The organism is Nocardiopsis camelliae (genome assembly GCF_028993595.1).
In the GTDB taxonomy this organism is placed as follows: domain Bacteria; phylum Actinomycetota; class Actinomycetes; order Streptosporangiales; family Streptosporangiaceae; genus Nocardiopsis; species Nocardiopsis dassonvillei.
In genome coordinates, this window is sequence record NZ_CP118614.1 from 1,913,113 (window position 1) to 1,931,141 (window position 18,029).

18 protein-coding genes are annotated in these 18,029 nt (G+C 73.9%); 13 read left to right on the forward strand and 5 right to left on the reverse strand.

What is annotated here, in order from left to right; translation table 11 throughout:
• The first annotated feature begins 115 nt into the window (after positions 1–115).
• The 3 genes from PV789_RS08470 (at position 116) to PV789_RS08480 (ending at position 2,616) form a co-directional block, all read left to right on the forward strand.
• A complete protein-coding gene (locus PV789_RS08470; protein ID WP_274978090.1) occupies positions 116–580 on the forward strand; it encodes a PH domain-containing protein in 465 nt (154 codons plus the stop codon).
• A 111-nt stretch (positions 581–691) separates the two neighbouring features.
• On the forward strand, positions 692–1,852 hold the full coding sequence (locus PV789_RS08475) for an XdhC family protein (protein WP_274976895.1): 1,161 nt from the start codon (positions 692–694) through the stop codon (positions 1,850–1,852).
• A 176-nt stretch (positions 1,853–2,028) separates the two neighbouring features.
• A complete protein-coding gene (locus PV789_RS08480) occupies positions 2,029–2,616 on the forward strand; it encodes a nucleotidyltransferase family protein (RefSeq protein WP_212644540.1) in 588 nt (195 codons plus the stop codon).
• 36 nt (positions 2,617–2,652) lie between these two features.
• On the opposite strand, the gene PV789_RS08485 is transcribed toward PV789_RS08480, so the two are convergent.
• On the reverse strand, positions 2,653–3,573 hold the full coding sequence (locus PV789_RS08485; RefSeq protein WP_274976896.1) for an aldose 1-epimerase family protein: 921 nt from the start codon (positions 3,571–3,573) through the stop codon (positions 2,653–2,655).
• A gap of 116 nt (positions 3,574–3,689) precedes the next feature.
• Complete coding sequence (locus PV789_RS08490) at positions 3,690–4,358, reverse strand: DUF998 domain-containing protein (RefSeq protein ID WP_274976897.1); 669 nt, start codon at positions 4,356–4,358, stop codon at positions 3,690–3,692.
• Positions 4,359–4,497: 139 nt separating this feature from the next.
• On the opposite strand from PV789_RS08490, the gene PV789_RS08495 reads away from it, so the two are divergent.
• Positions 4,498–4,824 (forward strand): YciI family protein, encoded by a 327-nt coding sequence (locus tag PV789_RS08495; protein ID WP_274976898.1) that lies wholly within the window; start codon positions 4,498–4,500, stop codon positions 4,822–4,824.
• Positions 4,825–4,881: 57 nt separating this feature from the next.
• Entirely contained in the window at positions 4,882–6,837 is a 1,956-nt protein-coding gene (locus tag PV789_RS08500) for a sigma-70 family RNA polymerase sigma factor (RefSeq protein ID WP_274976899.1), read from the forward strand.
• A 125-nt stretch (positions 6,838–6,962) separates the two neighbouring features.
• Here PV789_RS08500 and PV789_RS08505 read toward each other — a convergent pair whose 3' ends face one another.
• The 3 genes from PV789_RS08505 to PV789_RS08515 all read right to left on the reverse strand — a co-directional run bounded on the left by PV789_RS08505 (position 6,963) and on the right by PV789_RS08515 (position 11,090).
• The gene (locus tag PV789_RS08505; protein ID WP_274978091.1) at positions 6,963–9,674 is read right to left on the reverse strand and encodes a serine/threonine-protein kinase; all 2,712 of its coding nucleotides are present in this window, start codon (positions 9,672–9,674) and stop codon (positions 6,963–6,965) included.
• Between the two features lie 364 nt (positions 9,675–10,038).
• Positions 10,039–10,350 carry a DUF2470 domain-containing protein gene (locus PV789_RS08510; protein WP_274976900.1) on the reverse strand — a complete coding sequence of 104 codons (312 nt, stop codon included), beginning with the start codon at positions 10,348–10,350 and terminating at the stop codon, positions 10,039–10,041.
• 197 nt (positions 10,351–10,547) lie between these two features.
• Positions 10,548–11,090 carry a YceI family protein gene (locus PV789_RS08515; protein ID WP_274976901.1) on the reverse strand — a complete coding sequence of 181 codons (543 nt, stop codon included), beginning with the start codon at positions 11,088–11,090 and terminating at the stop codon, positions 10,548–10,550.
• A gap of 203 nt (positions 11,091–11,293) precedes the next feature.
• On the opposite strand from PV789_RS08515, the gene PV789_RS08520 reads away from it, so the two are divergent.
• The 8 genes from PV789_RS08520 to nusB all read left to right on the forward strand — a co-directional run bounded on the left by PV789_RS08520 (position 11,294) and on the right by nusB (position 18,015).
• The gene (locus tag PV789_RS08520) at positions 11,294–11,767 is read left to right on the forward strand and encodes a MarR family winged helix-turn-helix transcriptional regulator (RefSeq protein WP_475467997.1); all 474 of its coding nucleotides are present in this window, start codon (positions 11,294–11,296) and stop codon (positions 11,765–11,767) included.
• A 149-nt stretch (positions 11,768–11,916) separates the two neighbouring features.
• Positions 11,917–12,657 (forward strand): SseB family protein, encoded by a 741-nt coding sequence (locus tag PV789_RS08525; protein ID WP_274976903.1) that lies wholly within the window; start codon positions 11,917–11,919, stop codon positions 12,655–12,657.
• Between the two features lie 177 nt (positions 12,658–12,834).
• Complete coding sequence (locus PV789_RS08530) at positions 12,835–13,809, forward strand: prepilin peptidase (protein ID WP_274976904.1); 975 nt, start codon at positions 12,835–12,837, stop codon at positions 13,807–13,809.
• A gap of 44 nt (positions 13,810–13,853) precedes the next feature.
• Positions 13,854–15,035, forward strand: a complete 1,182-nt coding sequence (gene aroC, locus PV789_RS08535) for a chorismate synthase (protein WP_248774172.1) — start codon at positions 13,854–13,856, stop codon at positions 15,033–15,035.
• A 255-nt stretch (positions 15,036–15,290) separates the two neighbouring features.
• Entirely contained in the window at positions 15,291–15,803 is a 513-nt protein-coding gene (locus tag PV789_RS08540; RefSeq protein WP_212644538.1) for a shikimate kinase, read from the forward strand.
• On the forward strand, positions 15,800–16,900 hold the full coding sequence (gene aroB / locus PV789_RS08545; protein ID WP_274976905.1) for a 3-dehydroquinate synthase: 1,101 nt from the start codon (positions 15,800–15,802) through the stop codon (positions 16,898–16,900). Before PV789_RS08540 ends, aroB begins: the two co-directional genes overlap by 4 nt.
• A 138-nt stretch (positions 16,901–17,038) precedes the next feature.
• Entirely contained in the window at positions 17,039–17,602 is a 564-nt protein-coding gene (gene efp, locus PV789_RS08550) for an elongation factor P (protein WP_274976906.1), read from the forward strand.
• Positions 17,602–18,015, forward strand: a complete 414-nt coding sequence (gene nusB, locus PV789_RS08555; RefSeq protein ID WP_212640834.1) for a transcription antitermination factor NusB — start codon at positions 17,602–17,604, stop codon at positions 18,013–18,015. The genes efp and nusB overlap by 1 nt, the downstream gene beginning before the upstream one ends.
• The last annotated feature ends 14 nt before the right edge of the window (positions 18,016–18,029 follow it).

Sequence of the window (18,029 nt, forward strand, 5' to 3'; positions counted from 1 at the left end):
TCCTGGCGGGTCCGTCCGCCGGTACGGCGTCGCGGGGCGCGGCCCGGCGGCGTGCCGGGGCCGCGGCGGACACGGTCCAGAAGTGGAGCAGTTGGTGCGGACGAGGGAACAGCCCGTGGACGGCGAGGAGTCGGGGCAGGCGGTGCTGCCCAGGACGTGGCGGCCCCGGTCGGTGCGGTGGGTCGCCTACGGCCTGGCGCTGCTGATCGTGGTGACCCTGGCGGTCCTGGCGGCGATCCTGCCGGGCAGCTGGGGGGTCATGGACCGGGTTCTGATGGTGGGTCTGGGCCTGGCCATCGCGGCCGCCCTGCACCTGCTGGCCCGGCCGCGGCTGGTGGCGGCTGAGGAGGGTGTGACGGTGGTCAACAGCATCCGCACCCACGTGCTGTCCTGGGCGGAGGTCGTGGACGTGCGGATGCCCGAGGGCGAGCCCTGGCCCTCGGCGGACCTGTCCGACGGCACGACCCTGGCGGTGATGGCCGTCCAGCGCGCCGACGGCGAGTCCGCCGGGCGCGCCCTGGAGGAGTTCCGCGCGCTGCTGCACGAGCGAGGCGAGGGCCGCGAGCCCGACCGCTCGTAGGAACCTCCTGAGGGAGCCGCCGAATTCCTGAGGATCGGTGGCTCCCGAGTGTTGTGCGGGGCACATAGTTTGGTACCGAGAGCCACCGACGGAACGTGGAAGAGGTACCGCGTGCGCGACATTCGAGCGGCCGTGTCCGACCTGTACGCGTCGGGCGAGACGTTCGCGCTGGCCACCGTGATCGACACCTACAAGAGCGCTCCCCGCGACGCCGGGGCGGCGATGCTGGTCAGCGCCTCCGGGGAGGCGGTCGGCAGCGTGTCCGGCGGCTGCGTGGAGGGCGCGGTCTACGAGGAGGCCCTGGAGGTCATCCGCACGGGGGTTCCCGTGCGCCGCACCTACGGGGTCAGCGACGACGACGCCTTCAGCGTGGGCCTGACCTGCGGCGGAACGCTGCACATGTTCGTGGAGCCGATCAGCCGGTCCTCCTACCCCCAGCTCGGCTCGGTGATCGGCGCGGTCGACGAGCACCAGCCGGTCGCCGTGGCCACCATCGTCTCCGACCCCTCCGGTCAGGGGCGGGTGGGGCGGCGCCGTGTGGTCTGGCCCGGCCACGCCGAGGGGGACCTGGGCAGCGACAGGCTGGCCGACGCCCTGGACGACGACGTGCGCGGCATGCTGGCCCAGGGCAGCACGGGCCTGCTGCGCTACGGCGCGGACGGGCAGCGGCGCGGGGACGAGCTGGAGGTGTTCGTGCAGTCCTTCGCGCCCGCGCCGCGCATGCTGGTGTTCGGTGCGATCGACTTCGCGGCGGCCGTCGCGGACCTGGGCACCTATCTGGGCTACCGGGTGACGGTGTGCGACGCCCGGCCGGTGTTCGCGACCGCCAAGCGCTTCCCCACCGCCGAGGAGGTGGTGGTCAAGTGGCCGCACGTGTTCCTGGACGAGATCGCCGACCAGATCGACGAGCGCACGGCCATCTGCGTGCTCACCCATGACCCCAAGTTCGACGTGCCGGTGCTCAGCGCGGCGCTGCGCACCCGTGCCGGGTACATCGGCGCGATGGGGTCCCGGCGCACGCACGAGGACCGGTTGGAGCGGTTGCGCGAGGCCGGGGTGGGTGAGGCGGAGCTGGCGCGCCTGCACTCGCCGATCGGTCTGGACCTGGGGGCACGGACCCCGGAGGAGACGGCGGTCTCGATCGCCGCGGAGCTGGTGCAGGTGCGGTGGGGCGGCAGCGGGCGGGCCCTGCGCGAGACCAGTGGCCGGATCCACCACGACGCGTCGGGTAAACCCCTGGTTCCGGCCGGATTCGGCCACCGTGTGAAGTGAACCGAAACCCGTCGGGCCGCGGAGTGCCTGGTCACGGCGGGTTCGTGGGGGCGGTCGCGGAACAGGGTGGGACGGGCTGTGCCAGGTCGCCCATCCCGCGTGCCCGTGCGTGGCATCATCACGTCATGGGTACTGGGGGGCAGGAGCAGGGCGGGGAGCGCACGTGTACGGGCCCGGTGGCGGGCCTGCTGTTGGCCGCGGGTTCGGGGAGCAGACTCGGGCGGCCCAAGGCGCTGGTCGAGGTGGGCGGCGAACGCCTGGTGGACCGCGGTGTGCGCACGCTGACCGCGGGCGGCTGCGCCCCGGTCATGGTGGTGCTGGGCGCGGCCGACACCCCGGTGCGCGGTGCCCACACGGTGCACAACCCCGACTGGCGGACCGGTATGGGGTCCTCGGTGCGCGCCGGGATCGACGCCCTGCCCGACACGGTCGACGCGGTGCTGATCGCGCTGGCCGACCAGCCCCTGGTCACCCCCGAGGCGGTGCGCCGTCTGGTGGAGGCGCACGAGCAGGGCGCCCGCGCCGCGGTGGCCACCTACCGCGGCAACCAGCGCAACCCCGTGCTGCTGGGCCGCGAGCACTGGTCGACGGCCTACGCCATGGCCGTGCACGACGTGGGGGCGCGCCCGTTCCTGCGCGCGTACTCCCATCTGGTCACCGCCGTGCCCTGCGACGACATCGCCAGCCCGGAGGACATCGACACGGTGGAGGACCTGGAGCGGCTCAGCGACGTGCTGGGCCGGGAGCCCTCCGGTTCGGGCTGACCCCGCCCGGAACCGTGCGCGTCGGCGGGCCGGGGCTCAGGCCAGGGGCTCGGCGAGGATGCCGAACACGTGCTCGGTCGACTCCCCGGGGGCCAGCACGATCAGGTCGGTGCCGGTGGCCAGCGCGTTGGCAGGGCAGGTCATGGGCTCGGCGGCCAGGTGGGCCCGGTGGTCGTCACCGCCGAGGGTGTCGGCGGTGAACAGCTGCAACCAGCCGAAGCTGCGGTCGCACCACAGCGACACCCGGTGCTCGGGGCCGCTCGCCCGCACCCACGCGCGCCCGTCGGTGTCCCTCTCCAGCTCCGTGAAGGCGGTGTCCAGGACGGTGTCGCCCAGTTGGCGGCCGGGCGTGCGGAAGTCGAATTCGCCGCCGTCCACGGGGACGGGGTCGCCCACGGGCAGCATCTGCCCGTCCACCGGCTGGCGGGTGCCCGCGGTGACCTCCAGCGCGAACTCCCCGCGCGCGGCCAGGGCGGACAGCGGCTCGCCGAAGGTGAGGTAGGGGTGGAAGCCCAGGCCGAACGGCAGGGGGGAGCCGCCCGGGTTGCGGGCGGTGGTGGCGACCGTCAGTCCGTCGTCGGAGAGCCGGTAGGCGACGGTCATCGCCAGGGGGAAGGGGAAGCCGGGTCCGCCCCCGAAGTCCAGCCGCAGTTCGACAGCGTCCCCGGAGACCGACGTCGGCGTCCACGCCTGGTCGTGGACCAGGCCGTGGATGGCGGTGCCGGTGGCCGGGTCGTTGGGTTCGGGACGGTACTCGACCCCGTCGAAGCGGTAGCCGTGCTCGGTCACGCGGTTGGGCCACGGCGCGAGCACCTGGCCCTGGAAGGCCTTGGGGCCGTCCCCGTCGTAGGGCCAGACCACGTCGCGGCCGCGCCAGGTGAGTGCCCGCAGTCCCGCTCCCGTGCGGTCGACGCGCGCTCGGTACTCTCCCGAGCGCAGCTCGATCACCTCACCCACCTGACACCTGCTTCCCCGTCGTGGTCGTGCGTCCGTGTGTCGAACCGGGCGATCATAGCCCACGCGCCCCGTCGGGGGGACACGACGGGACACGTGGCGCGTGTGACGGAAGTTGTTCAGGAGGTTCGGAGGCGGAGTGCGGCGACCGTCGAGACCCACAGCATGGCGGTGACGGCTCCGACGGCCAGGGTCAGCGAGCCGTACTGGCCGCCGGTCATCGCCCAGCCGTTGCCGACCAGCAGAGCGGTGCCCGCGACACGGGAGGCGGCGGCCGTGCTCCGGTGGCCGGTGCGGCCGTAGTGGTGCCCCAGTACGTAGCAGGCTGCGATCAGCGCGGCGAAGGAGACCGATCCGGCGGCCATGTGGCCGTAGCCGTGCCAGGTGAGCTGCTCGGGCATCCCCGCGGGGGTGCCGACGGGGAAGCCGTCGGCCGGATCCATGACGAGCAGCCCCGCCGCGATCATGCCGAGGCCGTTGACCAGGACCAGCCGCGGCGCCCACGTGCCGCCGGGCGCGTCGCCCATGGATCGGCGCAGCCCCAGGGCTCCGGCGGCGGTCAGGGCGCCCGCGACCAGGAAGTTCGTGATCTGGAGCCAGCCGAGTTCGCCGGTGCTGAGCGCGCTCAGGGGGTGCCGGGTCAGGTCGAACCCCTCCCGGGCGGCGGCCTGCGCCAAGGAGACGGCGGCCCACAGGGGCGCCGCGAGGGCCGCGCCGGCGAGCAGCGCGCGGGTGGTGCCCGCGGTGGCGCGGCGGACACGGGGTGCGGTGGCGGTGGTGGCGGTCATGGCCGGACCTCTCTCGTGTTTCTGTGCTTCTCCCTGTCACGTCGCTGCGGCGATGTGACAGGGAACGCCGCCATTCCCTGTCACATCACCTCGTTCGACGTGTATCCGAAGGCAACGAAACGAGACGAAGGAGCACGCCGTGCGCTTCCTGATGACCACCCGCCCCGCCGAGGACGCCCGCGACGACGAGGGCCTGTACGCCGAGATGGGCGCGTTCGTGGAGGAGCTCACCGCCTCCGGAGTCCTTCTGGCCACCGGGGGGCTGGAGCCCGGCGGCGTCCGGATGGTCTCCGCCGGCGAGGAGATCACCGTGACCGACGGCCCGTTCACCGAGGCCAGGGAGGCCGTGGCCGGGTTCGCCCTGGTCGAGGTCCGCTCCCGCGAGGAGGCCCTTGAGGTCGCCCGCCGCTTCCGCCGCATCGTCGGCGACGGCGAGAGCGTCATCCAGCAGGTCTTCGGTCCCTGACCCGCCGCGGCGCCGGCCGGGTTGCGCACGCGCCCGGCCGGTGCTGTCATCTTCGGTGTGACCGATGTCCACCGCACCGTCGACGCGGTCTGGAAGATGGAGTCGGCGCGGATCGTCGCCTCGCTCACCCGGATCGCGCACGACGTCGGCGCCGCCGAGGAGTGCGCCCAGGACGCCCTCGTCGCTGCTCTGGAGCAGTGGCCGCGTGAGGGGATCCCCGACAACCCCGGCGCCTGGCTCATGACCGCCGCCAAGCGCCGCGTCCTGGACCGCCTGCGCCGGGAGCACCGCCTGGAGCGCAGGCACGAGGAGATCGCCCACGAGCTGGAGCGCGGTCCCGGGGTTGCGCCCGTCCCGGAGGACGGCGTCCTGCGCCTGCTGTTCGTGACCTGCCATCCGGTGCTGTCCACTCCGGAGAGGGTCGCGCTGACCCTGCGCCTGGTGGCCGGGCTGACCAACGGGGAGATCGCCCGCGCCTTCCTCACCGGGGAGGGGCGCATCGCCCAGCGCGTGGCACGGGCCAAACGGCTGCTCGCCGAGGAGGGGGTGGCCTTCGGTATGCCCGACGGACGGGAGCTGGCCGAGCGCCTCTCCTCCGTCCTCGGGGTCGTCTACCTCGTCTTCAACGAGGGCTACGCGGCGACCTCGGGCGAGGACCTGATGCGCCCCGGCCTGTGCCTGGAGGCGCTGAGGCTGGGCCGCACCCTGGCCGGACTGGTGCCGCACGAGGCCGAGGTGCACGGCCTGGTGGCGCTGATGGAGCTCCAGCAGTCCCGGGCCGGGGCCCGGACCGGTCCCTCCGGCGAGATCGTCCGACTGCACGAGCAGAACCGGGGCCGCTGGGATCCCCTGCTGGTGCGCCGGGGCTTCGCCGCCATGCTGCGCGCCCGTGACGCGGGCGGCCCGCCCGGTCCCTACGTGCTCCAGGCCGCCGTCGCCGTGTGCCACGCCCGGGCCACCAGCGAGCAGGACACCGACTGGACCCGTATCGCCGCCCTCTACGACCAACTGGTCGTCCGACTGCCCACCCCGGTCGTGCGCCTGAACCGGGCGGTGGCGGTCGGCAGGGCCCGCGGGCCGGAGGAGGGGCTCGCCCTGGTCGACGAACTGGCGGGGGACCCGGTCCTGCGCGACTACCACCTGCTGCCCGGCGTGCGCGGCGACCTGCTCCTGCGGCTGGGGCGGGCCGCCGAGGCGAGGCGGGAGTTCGAGCGCGCCGCCTTGCTGGCCGAGAACGCCGCCGAACGCGCCTTCCTGTCACGCCGGGCCGAGGAGACCGCGGTCCCCGAGCCGACCAGGCCCGACCTGGGCGCAACGGCCCGGGGGTTCCTGGGCCGCGACGACCTGGACCCCGGGACGCTGCGCTCCTACGGCCAGACCCTGGACCGGCTGTGCCGCTCACTGGGGGAGGGGCTGCCCCTGGCCGACCTGACCCCCGAACGGGTGGCGGGCGTGTTCGCCACCGCCTGGGGCGGTGCGGCCCCGCGCACGTGGAACCGGCACCGGTCGACCGTGCGCTCCTTCGGCGCCTGGGCGGGGCTGGAGGATCTGGCGGCGGACCTGGAACGGCGCGGCGAGACCCGCTCCCCGCGCGCGCCGCTCGGCCCCGAGACCGTGGCGCGCCTGTGCGACGGGGAGGGTTTCGCGCTTCGCGAGCGCGTGCTGTGGCGGCTGCTGTACGAGTCCGGTGCCCGGGTGAAGTCCGTGCTGGCGCTCAACGTGGAGGATCTGGACCTGGAGGACCGCCGTGCGCGGGCGGGCGACGGCTGGGTGGGCTGGCGGTCGGGGGCCGCTCGGCTGCTGCCCGGGCTGGTGGCTGGGCGAGACCGGGGGCCGCTCCTTCTGGCCGACCGGCGTCCGGGACCGGCGAGGCGCCCCGCCGCGGCCGACCTGTGCCCGCTGACGGGGCGAGGGCGCCTCTCCTACCCGCGTGCGGAGTACCTGTTCAAGCGGGCCACGCGCTCCCTGGACCCGGCCGGTCGGGGCTACACCCTGAGCAGGCTCCGGCCCTGAGCGCACCCGCGCGGAGCGGGGTGGAGGGGCCCGCCCGGTGGTCCCGGACGGCCCGCCGGGGAGCGTTTCGCCCGGGTTCCCGGATCGGCGGGCGGCCGTCCGGGCGACCGCCCGCCCGGCAGGTCCTAGGCGAGCAGGCCGTCCAAGGGGATCAGCACACCCGAGCCCAGAGCCAGCAGCCCCGTGGACAACAGCACCACCACCATGAACAGGGTTCCCACCACGGCCAGGCGGAAGGCGCCCAGGCGCCGACGGGCCCGCGAGGTGGGCTTCCTGCTGGCCGCCGAGCGGCCCAGCGCCACCAGCAGCACCGACAGCAGCACCGGCAGCCACCACGCCGCGCCGACGTCGCCGGGCAGCAGGCCGGTGACGGCGCCGGTCAGCTCCGACAGCCAGCCCAGGACGGCCCCGTTGCCGGCGTCCAGCAGCCCGGTGTAGGCCGAGGTCACGAACTCGCTCTCGGGGTAGAAGCCCTCCTGCGGGCGCACCACGCGGCCCAGCCCGTCCAGGAGTCCGAGCAGCGCCGCGGGGTAGGCGAACCGGCGGCACGCGCCCGCCTTCATCGCCCGCTGGATCTGGCCCATGGTCTTGTCGGCCCGGCGCCTGCGGCGTTCCTGTTCGCGGGGGTCGAGCGAGGTGTCCTGCGGTCCTGCGGGGTTGTAGGGGTGGGGGGCTGTCGGACCGTCCGGTCGGCCGGTCGCGGAGGTACCGGCGGCGCGCCTGCGGACTCCGGCCGCCTTCTCGCGGACCTGGGACCAGCGTTCACCGGCCGAACCGGCCAGCGACGCCCACCGGTCCTGTCGGCGCGCCCTGCCGTCGGCGCGCTCGCGCTCGGCGACCGCGCCGCCGACCCGCGCGGCCTCGGGCAGCAGGAGCACCGCCGTGATCAGGGCCGCCCGGGTGGCCAGGGCGTCGCGTCCGTTGGCGTCGCGCAGGGCCAGGCGCCGCTGTTCCACCCACCACGGGGCGTGCGGGGCCGCGGTGCGCTGGCGCGGGTGCCAGGACTGGCGGCGCAGCAGCGACCGGCTCCGGGAGGCGGTGTCGGGGAGCAGGACGAGTTCGACCGCCCTGGCCCAGGCGGTGTCGGTCTCGTGGGTGTCCGGGCGCCGGGGCGCGTCGGGGCCCGAGCCGACCAGCTGGTCGACGTTCTCGGACACCTTGCGCATGATCAGGGGCACCTCGTGCTGGACGCGCTCCAGCAGGGCGCACCGCCCCGAACCGCCCGAGCGGCAGGCCGGGTGCGGGCACCAGTGCTGGGCGCCCAGTCCGACCGCGCCCGAGGTCACGGCCTCGCGCACCACCGCGTGGCGGCTGGCGTCGCCGGTGGCCAGGTCCAGCAGCCCGTCGGCGCTGATCTCGTGGCCGCGAAAGCGCGGCGGCATCCCGGGCACGTAGCGGGCGGCCAGAGCGCTGATCGCCACGTGCGCCTGCTCGGGGTGGGCGTCCAGGCCGGTGAGGTAGGCGCGGTCGAAGGTGTAGTCGTTGACCTCGCGGTCCAGCCAGCTGCGCAGCTGCGACCAGTGGGTGCGCAGCCACATGGCGCCGGTCTCGGAGCGGTCGAGCAGGTCGAAGGCCAGGCTCGGCGGGTCCTCGTGGCTGGCTCCGGCGAACTCGATGGGGCGCAGGCGCGTGACCGCGCGGATCTGCGGGCGCTCGCCCGCCAGCCATTGCACGACCTCGTCGTGGCCCCAGCGTGCCGAGGGCGCGAGCGTGAGCAGGCCGCGGGCCAGCAGGCGCCAGCGCTCGTCGGTGATGGCGGAGATGTCCACCTCGGTGTTGCGGGCGGTCAGCCAGTTGCCGCCGCGCTCGGGGCGGCGTCCGGCCACCAGTTCGTGCACGATCACGCCCAGGGACCACCAGGCCGCGGGCGCCTCGCGGCGGCCCTCGACGACCTCCGGCGCGGCGTAGTCCTCGGTGACCGCCAGTCCGCCGTAGACGCGGCTCATGGTGGCGCGCACGGCGCCGCCGAAGTCGGTGAGCGCCACGACCGGCGGGTCCAGGGAGCGCACGAGCAGGTTCTCGGGCTTGACGTCGGTGTGGTTGTGCTGGAGTTCGTCCTGCCAGTGGTGCAGGCAGTCGGCGACGGCGGAGACCACGGCGCGGGCGCGCTCGTCCGACAGCGGGGCCTGGTCGATGAGCGAGCGCAGCGAGCCGTGGGAGAAGTACTCCTGTGCCTCCCAGGCCAGGTCCTCGCCCCAGGAGCTGGCGGCGGTGCCGTACCCCTGGATGGCGGGGGTGTGCGGCGAGGCGGTGCCGCGGGCGCGCAGGCGGTCGAGGAGTTCGCGGTTGATGTCGTGGCCGGGCCGGTACACCTTGAGCGCGAGTCGGCGTCCGGGGGAGTCGGTGGGTTCGGCCAGGTAGACGACGGCCTCGCCGCCCGCGCCGATGTGGTCGAGCACGCGGTAGCGGCGGCGCAGTTCGGCGGGGACGGCGTAGTCGAGGTCGCTGGCGGGGCCGACCACCACGCGCGAGACCAGGCGGGCCATCCAGTCCAGGAGCGGGCCGAACAGGGTCCGCCACCAGGGCGCGCGGCCGTCGGTGCGGCCGTCGCCCGGGATGGTGCGGGCGGGGCGCGTGCCGGGGACCGCGGCGGCCGTGCGGGTGGCGTCCGCCTGACCGGCGCCGGGCAGGACGCTGGTGCGGTCCGCGGCCGGGGAGGACACGCGGGTGGGCTCGGTGTCGCCCCCTCGGGCCGTTCCCGGGCGGAACACACGGGTGGCCCAGCGCGTGCGGGCCGCGGGCGTGCGGTCCGCGTCGGGGCCGATGCGTGTGGTGGGCGCGGTGGGTTCGATCCGCTGGGTCGGCGCGTTCTCGTCACCGGGGTCGGGCGTGACCATCGGGGTCGGAGCCATCCTTCGGATAGGCGTTGGTGTCGTGGACCTGCGGGGGAACGAGGTCCCTCCAGGGTAGGTCCGCGCGGTGCGGTTCGCGTGGCGTTCGCGGCACCGGACCCGTGTCCCCCGTCGTTCCCTCCATCCCGTTTGACTCCTCACGGCTCCGTGAAGTTCCACCGAAACCGGGAGTGGGACGGAGGGAGGCGGTCGAGCTTCGTCCGGACGTTCCCCGGAGGTCGTCCACAGGCGCGGGCCGGGGCTGGCGGGAACGGGCGCCGGTGGGCTTTGCTGGATACAGGGGGGCCACCCCTCCCGGCCGCCGCGTGCTGCCCTCACACGTGTCCGCGTCCTGTACGCCTCGTGTGCCTCAGTGCTGCCCGCGCGGGGTCACGCCGAGCCTGTCGCAGGCCTCCTGGTACATGCGCACGACCTCGGCGCGGATCTGGGCGCGCTCGGTGAGGGGCCGCGCCCACGGCACGCGCACGGCGTGCTCGGTTCCGTCCACGGTGACCGCGTAGTCGCCGCCGTCGCCGTCCAGGCCCGTCATGCGCGCGGCGGTGGCCTCGGGTCGGCCGCCCAGCGCGCGGCAGATGAGCAGGGTGTCCTCGGGGTGGTCGCCGTTCATGTGGGCGGTGACGGCGGAGACGACCTCGGGGGAGAAGGGGTTGGACGGGGACACGGGACCTCCTGGTCGGCGGGTGGCGCGCACGCGTGACACGAGCGGGGGGAGGGCTGTGCGCCCTCCCCCCGCTGACGATATCCGAGCGGCCCCGAAGGTGATGACGGTGTGTCGTCAAAACTTCCGGGAGACCGTCCCGCCCCGCGTGTTCCCCTGTCCCGTACGGCCCGGAGTCCGCCCGGCCGTCACGGACGCGCTCAGGCCTGGCGGGTGAACTCGGCGTCGATGTCGATGGTGATCTTGTCGCCGACGACCACGCCGCCGCCGTCCATCGGCATCTCGATGTCCACGCCGAACTCCTTGCGGCTGATCTGCGTGGAGCCGGTGAAGCCGGCGCGGTTGAGACCGTAGGGGTCGATGGTGGAGCCGTTGAACTCCAGCGCGATCTCGACGGGGCGGGTGTTGCCCTTGATGGTCAGCTCGCCCTGCAGGACGAAGTCCTCGCCCTTGGCGACGGCGCCGGTGGAGCGGAAGGTGAACTCCGGGTGCTCCTCGACGTTGAAGAAGTCGGCGGAGCGGATGTGGTTGTCGCGGTCGCCGTTGTCGGTGTTGATCGAGCTGGCGTCGATGGTGGCCTCGACGGACGCCTGGGTGGGGTCCTCGGGCACCGTCAGCGTGGCGTCGAACTTCTCGAAGCGCCCGCGGACCTTGCTGACCATCATGTGTCGTACGGAGAAGCCGACGACGCTGTGGGCGGTGTCGATCTTCCAGGTTCCGGCCTGGAGTTCCTGCGCTGCCATGGTGTCTCCCTGTCGGGTCGGCGGACCCGGGGGTCGGGCCCATTCGCTGAGGTGTAACAAGGCTTCTTAGAAGAATCTTCCTCGGAAGAGGAGTTTAGGCAATGCGAGGCCCTCGTGCAAGGCGTTCTCCCACCACAGCCCACCACGGGCCGACCCGGGGCCCGACGGTGTGGCGGGGCGGGGGTTTCGGACACGCCGCTACGATGGGCCGCATGAACAACGCCGGATGGCTTGACGTCGGAGAACAGCACGTCTGGCGTGGTTTCCTCAGGATGAACGCCTGGGTCTACGACGAGCTGGAGAAGGACCTGCGCGCCCGTACCGGGCTCTCCCTCATCGAGTACGGCATCCTCGTGCACCTGTCCGAGGCCGAGGGGCGGCGCATGCGCATGCGGGTGCTGGCCGACAGCGTCATCGTGTCCAAGAGCAGGCTCTCCCACCAGGTCGCACGGCTCGAACGCGGCGGCTACGTGCACCGGGAGCACTGCGACGACGACCGCCGCGGGCTGTGGGCCGTGCTCAGCGAGAAGGGCTCCCTCCTCCTGGACCAGGCCGCGCCCGGACACGCCGAGCGCGTGCGCTCGCTGATCTTCGACCGCCTCAGCGAGGAGCAGGTCGCCCAGCTCGGCTCGATCATCGGCGCGCTGGAGGAGGGCGGAACCGCCCGGCGGGGGTGAGGGCCGCGCCCGCCCCGCCCGCGGGCCCGACCGTTTCGTGTGTCCGAATCCGCCGAAGACGGACCGGACCCGGGCGCGCGTCGCCCCGCCCGAGCCGCTTCGGGCGTGCCCGCCACGGGCCCCGCGCCCCACCGGTAGAGTCGGTGCACGTGAGCAGACCATCCATCATCGGCGCCCAGAACTTCCGCGACGACGACGGCAGCGTCGATCCCGAGGTCGAGGCACGCCTGCGCGAACACGCGACGGGCGCCACGGGCGACCGCCAGGTGCTGGCCGCGCTCAGCGGAACCCGCGTGCTCATCCCCGTGGTCGCCGTGGCCACCGAGACCGAGGAGGGCGTCGGCGGGCTCACCAAGGACAAGAACAGCGAGGTCGCCGTCCCGATCATGACCGGCAGGGACGGGCGGCGCGGCATGCTCGCCTTCACCTCCGTGGACGCGGTCCGCCGCTGGCGCCCGGACGCGCGCCCGGTGCCCTTCACCGTCAGGGACGCCTGCCAGGCGGCCCTGGAGGAGGAGGCGGACGCGCTGGTGCTCGACGTGGCCGGTCCCGTGCCCTACACCGTGCAGGGCCCCTTCCTCGGCATGATCGCCGAGACCGGCGCCGTACCCGAGCCCAAGGACGACCCGCAGGTCCTCGGACTCGTCTACCAGGTCACCAAGGGCGAGTTCGGCATCGAGCGCGTCCGCATCCACCCCTCCGAGCGCGGCGAGATCGGCATCCGCCTCGAACTCGAGGAGCGCGACGACGAGGTCCTGCGGCGCGTGGCCGAGCGGCTCACCGCCGAACTGCGCCACGTGCTGCCCGGGGGCATCGAACTGAGCGCCGTCGTGCGCGCCCGGCGCGGCGACGCGCCCCCGAGCGTGCCCGGGACCGCCGACCGGGACTGACCCCGTCCCGGTCGCCTCCGGCCGGGCCGCGGGCCCCGCGGCTCCGGACCGCTCCGCGCCTTGGCCCCGTGCACGCCCCGTGCGGGCGTGCGGTGCCACGGCGTTCGCGGACGGGGAGTTGTCCACAGGCCGGACCGGGCGGTGTCGCCGCGGGCCCCGGAAGGGTAGCTTCCCATCATGCCCACCCCCTCGACACTCCTCCTCCACCCGCACCTGTGGACGGCGTCCGTCGCCGTCCTCCTCGCCCTGCTCGGAGTGGTGGTGGGCCAGGTCAACGGCCGCCTTGTCCACCTCTTCGGCCCCGCCGGCCCGCCGCCCGCACCCGCCTCCCGCGGTTCGCTCACGCCCTCCGCCGACCGGCACGTCCAACCCGCGCGCGACGACGCCACCGCGGTCCCCGACACGGGGGAGGACGTGCACGGCGAGCGCCGCCTCCCGCCTGAGGAGGACGACGAGGGCCCGCCGCCGCCCCGCTGCCCCCACTGCCGGGCCGAGCTGCGCTTCCTGCGCTGGTTCCCGGCGGTGGAGGCCCGGACGTTCCGAAGACGGGGGGCCTGCCCCCACTGCGAGCAGGTCGTCCGGTCCCACCCCGCGGTCGTCGTCGTGACCGCCGCCCTCTTCGGCTGCGTCGGCCTGTGGGCCACCCTCCAACCCGACTGGTGCCCGTTCGGCGTGCTGGCCGTGCTCTGGCTGACCGCCGTCGGCGTGCCGCTGGCCGTCATCGACCTGCGGGTCATGCGCCTGCCCGACGCCGTCGTCTTCCCCGCCTACCCCGTCGCCGCGGTCCTGATCGGGCTGGCCGTCCTGCTGCCCCCCGAGGGACCCGACACCGACCGGGCCGTCGGGGCGCTCGTCAGCATGGTCCTGGTCACGGTGCTGTACTGGCTGCTGTGGCGGGTGCACAGCGCGGGGCTGGGCTTCGGCGACGTCAAGCTCTCCGGACTCACCGCGCTGTACGCGGGGTGGGCGGCGGGGACCCTCGGCGCGCTGGTCGCCGTGTTCTGGGCCTTCGCGGCCTTCTCCCTGGTGGGGATCGTGCTCATGGCTCTGCGGCGGCTCACCCGCAGGGACCCCTTCCCGCTCGGCCCCTTCATGCTCGCCGCCGCGCTGGCCACCGTCCTGGCGGGGGGCGCGCTCTTTCCACAACCCTGAACCCGCGGTGCCACCGCACGGCGATCCGTGAAAGGATCGTGCACATGTTGCGTTGGCTGACCGCGGGGGAGTCCCACGGACCCGCACTCGTCGCGATTCTTGAGGGCCTCCCGGCCGGTGTGTCCGTCACCTCGGACGACATCGCCGCCGCGCTGCTCCGCCGTCGCGCCGGGTACGGACGGGGTGCCCGGATGAAGTTCGAGAAGGACCAGGTCTCCGTGATCGGGGGCATCCGTCACGGCCGCACCCAGGGGGGTCCGGTCGCGATCGAGGTCGGGAACACCGAGTGGCCCAAGTGGGAGAAGGTGATGTCCCCCGATCCGGTGCCCGCCGAGGAGCTGGAGAGCGTGGCGCGCAACGCGCCGCTCACCCGGCCCCGCCCCGGCCACGCCGACCTGGTCGGCATGCAGAAGTACGGCCACGGGGAGTCGCGGCCGATCCTGGAGCGCGCCAGCGCCCGCGAGACCGCCGCCCGCGTCGCTATCGGCGAGGTGGCGCGCCAGTTCTGCCGCCAGGCCCTGGGCGTGGAGATCCTGAGCCACGTGGTGTCCATGGGACCCGTGGCGGTGCCCGAGGACGCCCCGGAGCCGCGTCCGGAGGACCTGGCCGCGATCGACGCCGACCCGCTGCGCTGCTTCGACGCCCAGACCAGCGCCCGCATGGTCGAGGAGGTCGACGACACCAAGAAGTCCGGTGACACCCTCGGCGGCGTGGTCGAGGTGCTGGCCTACGGCCTGCCGCCCGGCCTGGGCAGCCACGTGCACTGGGACCGGCGCCTGGACGCGCGCCTGGCCGGTGCGCTCATGGGCATCCAGGCCATCAAGGGCGTGGAGGTCGGCGACGGCTTCCGCACCGCCGCCCGCCGCGGTTCGGCCGCCCACGACGAGATCGAACCCGGTCCGGACGGCGTGCGCCGCCGCACCAACCGCGCCGGAGGCGTCGAGGGCGGTATGACCACCGGCGACCCGCTGCGCGTGCGCGCGGCCATGAAGCCCATCGCGACGGTCCCCCGGGCGCTGGACACCATCGACGTCGAGACCGGTGAGCCCGCGCAGGCCAACCACCAGCGCAGCGACGTCACCGCCGTCCCGGCCGCCGGTGTGGTCGCCGAGGCGATGGTCGCCCTGGTGCTCGCCGAGGCCGCCGTCGAGAAGTTCGGCGGCGACTCGGTCGCCGAGACCGCGCGCAACCTCAGGGGTTACCTGGACGCGCTGACCATCCGCTGACCTTCGGTCCCGGCCTCGGCGGGCTTCCGTCCCGTTCACGGACGGGACGGAAGCGGACTGGGAACCGCCCCTGGCGTCCCCTTGCCGCAACGGTTGTCCACAGGCGCGGGGACGGTCCGCGTCCCCGCCGATGGTTCGCGTTCCCCCCGCGAAGCTAAGGTGGGGGGACGGCAAGACCAAGGCCGGGGACAGCGCTTCTCAGTGCGCGGTGCCCCGGATTCTCCAGATGGGAAGAGCGTGGCAAAAGCGATCGCGGTGCTCATCGGTTCGCCCGGGTCGGGCAAGTCCACCGTCGGCGAGGCCCTGGCCGGGCGCCTGGGCGCCGACCTGTTGTGCACCGACACCGAGGTCGAGAAGCGCGCGGGCAAGCCCATCGGCGACATCTTCGTCGAGGACGGCGAGGAGCGCTTCCGCGCCCTGGAGCGCGAGGTCGTCGCCGAGGGGCTGCGCGCCTGGGAGGGCGTGATCGCCGTCGGCGGCGGCGCGGTCCTGGACGAGGACACCCAGCGAGACCTGGCCGAGCACCACGTGGTCTACCTCCAGGTGGAGTTTGGCGAGGCCGCCAAGCGCGTGGGCATGGACGTGGCCCGCCCCCTGCTCGCGGGCAACCCCCGCACCCGGCTGCGCCAGCTGCTCAACGAGCGCCTGCCCGTCTACGAGCGCCTGGCCAGCGTCACCGTCGAGACGACCGGCTACCACCCCGAAGAGATCGTCGACGCCATCCTGCCCTCGCTGGCCGGACAGGACTCCGGAAAGGCTCAGCAGTGACCGTGACCCGGATCGGTGTGGGCGACTCCGCCGGCCGCTACGACGTGGTGGTCGGCAGCGGGGTCCTCTCCGAACTCCCCTCCCTGGTCGGCGACGCCGCCCAGGTGGCCGTCATCCACCCCCGGGGCCTGGACGGGATCGCCCGCCCCGTGGTCGGCGCGCTGGAGGCCGCCGGTTACCGGGCGCACTCCATGCCCGTCCCGGACGGCGAGGCCGCCAAGACCGCCGCCGTCGCCGCCGACCTGTGGTCCCGGCTCGGGCAGCGGGGCTTCACCCGCAGCGACGCCGTCGTCGGCGTGGGCGGGGGAGCCGCCACCGACCTGGCCGGGTTCGTCGCCGCCACCTGGCTGCGCGGCGTGCGCTCGGTCCTGGTGCCCACCACCCTGCTCGGCATGGTCGACGCCGCCGTCGGCGGCAAGACCGGCATCAACACCCCCGAGGGCAAGAACCTCGTCGGCTCCTTCCACCCCCCGGCCGGGGTCCTGTGCGACCTCGCCACCCTGCCGAGCCTGCCCCGGGCCGACTACATCGGCGGCCTCGCCGAGATCGTCAAGGCCGGGTTCATCGACGACCCCGTCATCTGCGACCTGGTCGAGGACGACCCCGAGGGCGCGGCCGAACCCGAGGGCAGGCACACCCGGGAGCTCATCGAGCGCGCCATCCGGGTCAAGGCCGACGTCGTCTCCGGCGACCTGCGCGAGAGCGGCCGCCGCGAGATCCTCAACTACGGCCACACCCTGGGCCACGCCATCGAGCGCGCCGAGAACTACACCTTCCGGCACGGCTACGCGGTCTCCATCGGCATGGTCTACGCCGCCGAACTCGCCCGCCTGGACGGCCGCGTGGGCGACGACCTGGTCCGGCGCCACCGCTCGCTGCTCTCCTCGGTCGGCCTGCCCGTCTCCTACGCCCCCGAGGCCTGGCCCGAACTGCGCGCCGCCATGAGCGTGGACAAGAAGGCCCGCGGGGCCACCCTGCGCTTCGTCGTCCTGGACGGTCTGGCGCGGCCCGCCATCCTCAGCGGCCCCGCACCCGAACTGCTGGACGAGGCGTACCGCGCGGTCACGGGCGGCACCCAGGTTCCGCGAAGCCACTAGACTGCACACAGGCGACGTGCGCACCGGCGTGCCCGGGGAAGCTCCCCGAGGTGCCCGTGCCCGGCCCCACCGAACACAGACCGGGCCCCCGAGGGGGCCGGTCCCCGACGTGTCAAACCCCTTGGAGAGACGACCGAAGTGGCCACGACGAACGACATCAAGAACGGCACGACCCTGCGGCTCGACGGCGGCGTCCTCTGGAACGTCCTGGAGTTCCAGCACGTCAAGCCGGGCAAGGGCGGCGCGTTCGTCCGTACCAAGCTGAAGAACGTCCTCACGGGCAAGATCGTCGACAAGACCTTCAACGCCGGGTCCAAGGTCGAGTTCGCCAACGTCGACCGCCGCGAGATGGAGTACCTCTACCACGACGGCGAGGCCTTCATCTTCATGGACACCAGCACCTACGACCAGATCCCGGTCCCGGAGGCCGTCGTCGGCGGCGGCAAGGACTTCCTGCTGGAGAACACCAAGGCCACCGTGGCCACCAACGAGGGCAACCCCCTCTACATCGAGCTGCCCCCCGCCGTCGAGCTGGAGATCACCCAGACCGACCCGGGCGTGCAGGGCGACCGCTCCACCGGCGGCACCAAGCCCGCCACCGTCCAGACCGGCGCCACCATCCAGGTGCCCCTGTTCATCAGCGAAGGCGAGCGCGTCAAGGTCGACACCCGCACGGGTGACTACCTCGGGCGAGTCAACTGATGAGCGGAGCACGGCGCAAGGCACGGCGGCGCGCGGTCGAGGTCCTCTACGAGGCCGAGGTGCGCGCCACATCGGTGGAGGACGTCATCCGGCGCCGGCGGGCCCAGCCCGAACCGCCGATCAACGACTTCACCGAGAGCCTGGCCCGCTCGGTCGACGAGCGGCGCGAGCGCATCGACGAGCTCCTGGACACCTACGCCATCGGCTGGACCCTGGAGCGCATGCCGGTCGTGGACCGCAACATCCTGCGGATGGGCGCCTACGAACTGCTGTGGGCCGAGGAGATCCCGGACGGTGTGGCGATCGCCGAGGCGGTCGGCGTGGCCAAGGAGCTGTCCACCGACGAGTCCCCCAACTTCGTCAGCGGACTCCTGTCCAGGCTGATGGAGAACAAGCCGACGCTCTCGCTCTAGGGCGCGACCGGCAC

What these genes read in the sequence shown, in the direction of transcription:
- PV789_RS08490 (WP_274976897.1), bottom strand. Translation starts at nt 4,358, where the DNA reads ATGACCGCCACCACCGCCACCGCACCCCGTGTCCGCCGCGCCACCGCG.
- PV789_RS08505 (WP_274978091.1), bottom strand. Translation starts at nt 9,674, where the DNA reads ATGGTCACGCCCGACCCCGGTGACGAGAACGCGCCGACCCAGCGGATC.
- PV789_RS08515 (WP_274976901.1), bottom strand. Translation starts at nt 11,090, where the DNA reads ATGGCAGCGCAGGAACTCCAGGCCGGAACCTGGAAGATCGACACCGCC.
- PV789_RS08520 (WP_475467997.1), top strand. Translation starts at nt 11,294, where the DNA reads ATGGGCCGCATGAACAACGCCGGATGGCTTGACGTCGGAGAACAGCAC.
- PV789_RS08530 (WP_274976904.1), top strand. Translation starts at nt 12,835, where the DNA reads ATGCCCACCCCCTCGACACTCCTCCTCCACCCGCACCTGTGGACGGCG.
- aroC (WP_248774172.1), top strand. Translation starts at nt 13,854, where the DNA reads ATGTTGCGTTGGCTGACCGCGGGGGAGTCCCACGGACCCGCACTCGTC.
- nusB (WP_212640834.1), top strand. Translation starts at nt 17,602, where the DNA reads ATGAGCGGAGCACGGCGCAAGGCACGGCGGCGCGCGGTCGAGGTCCTC.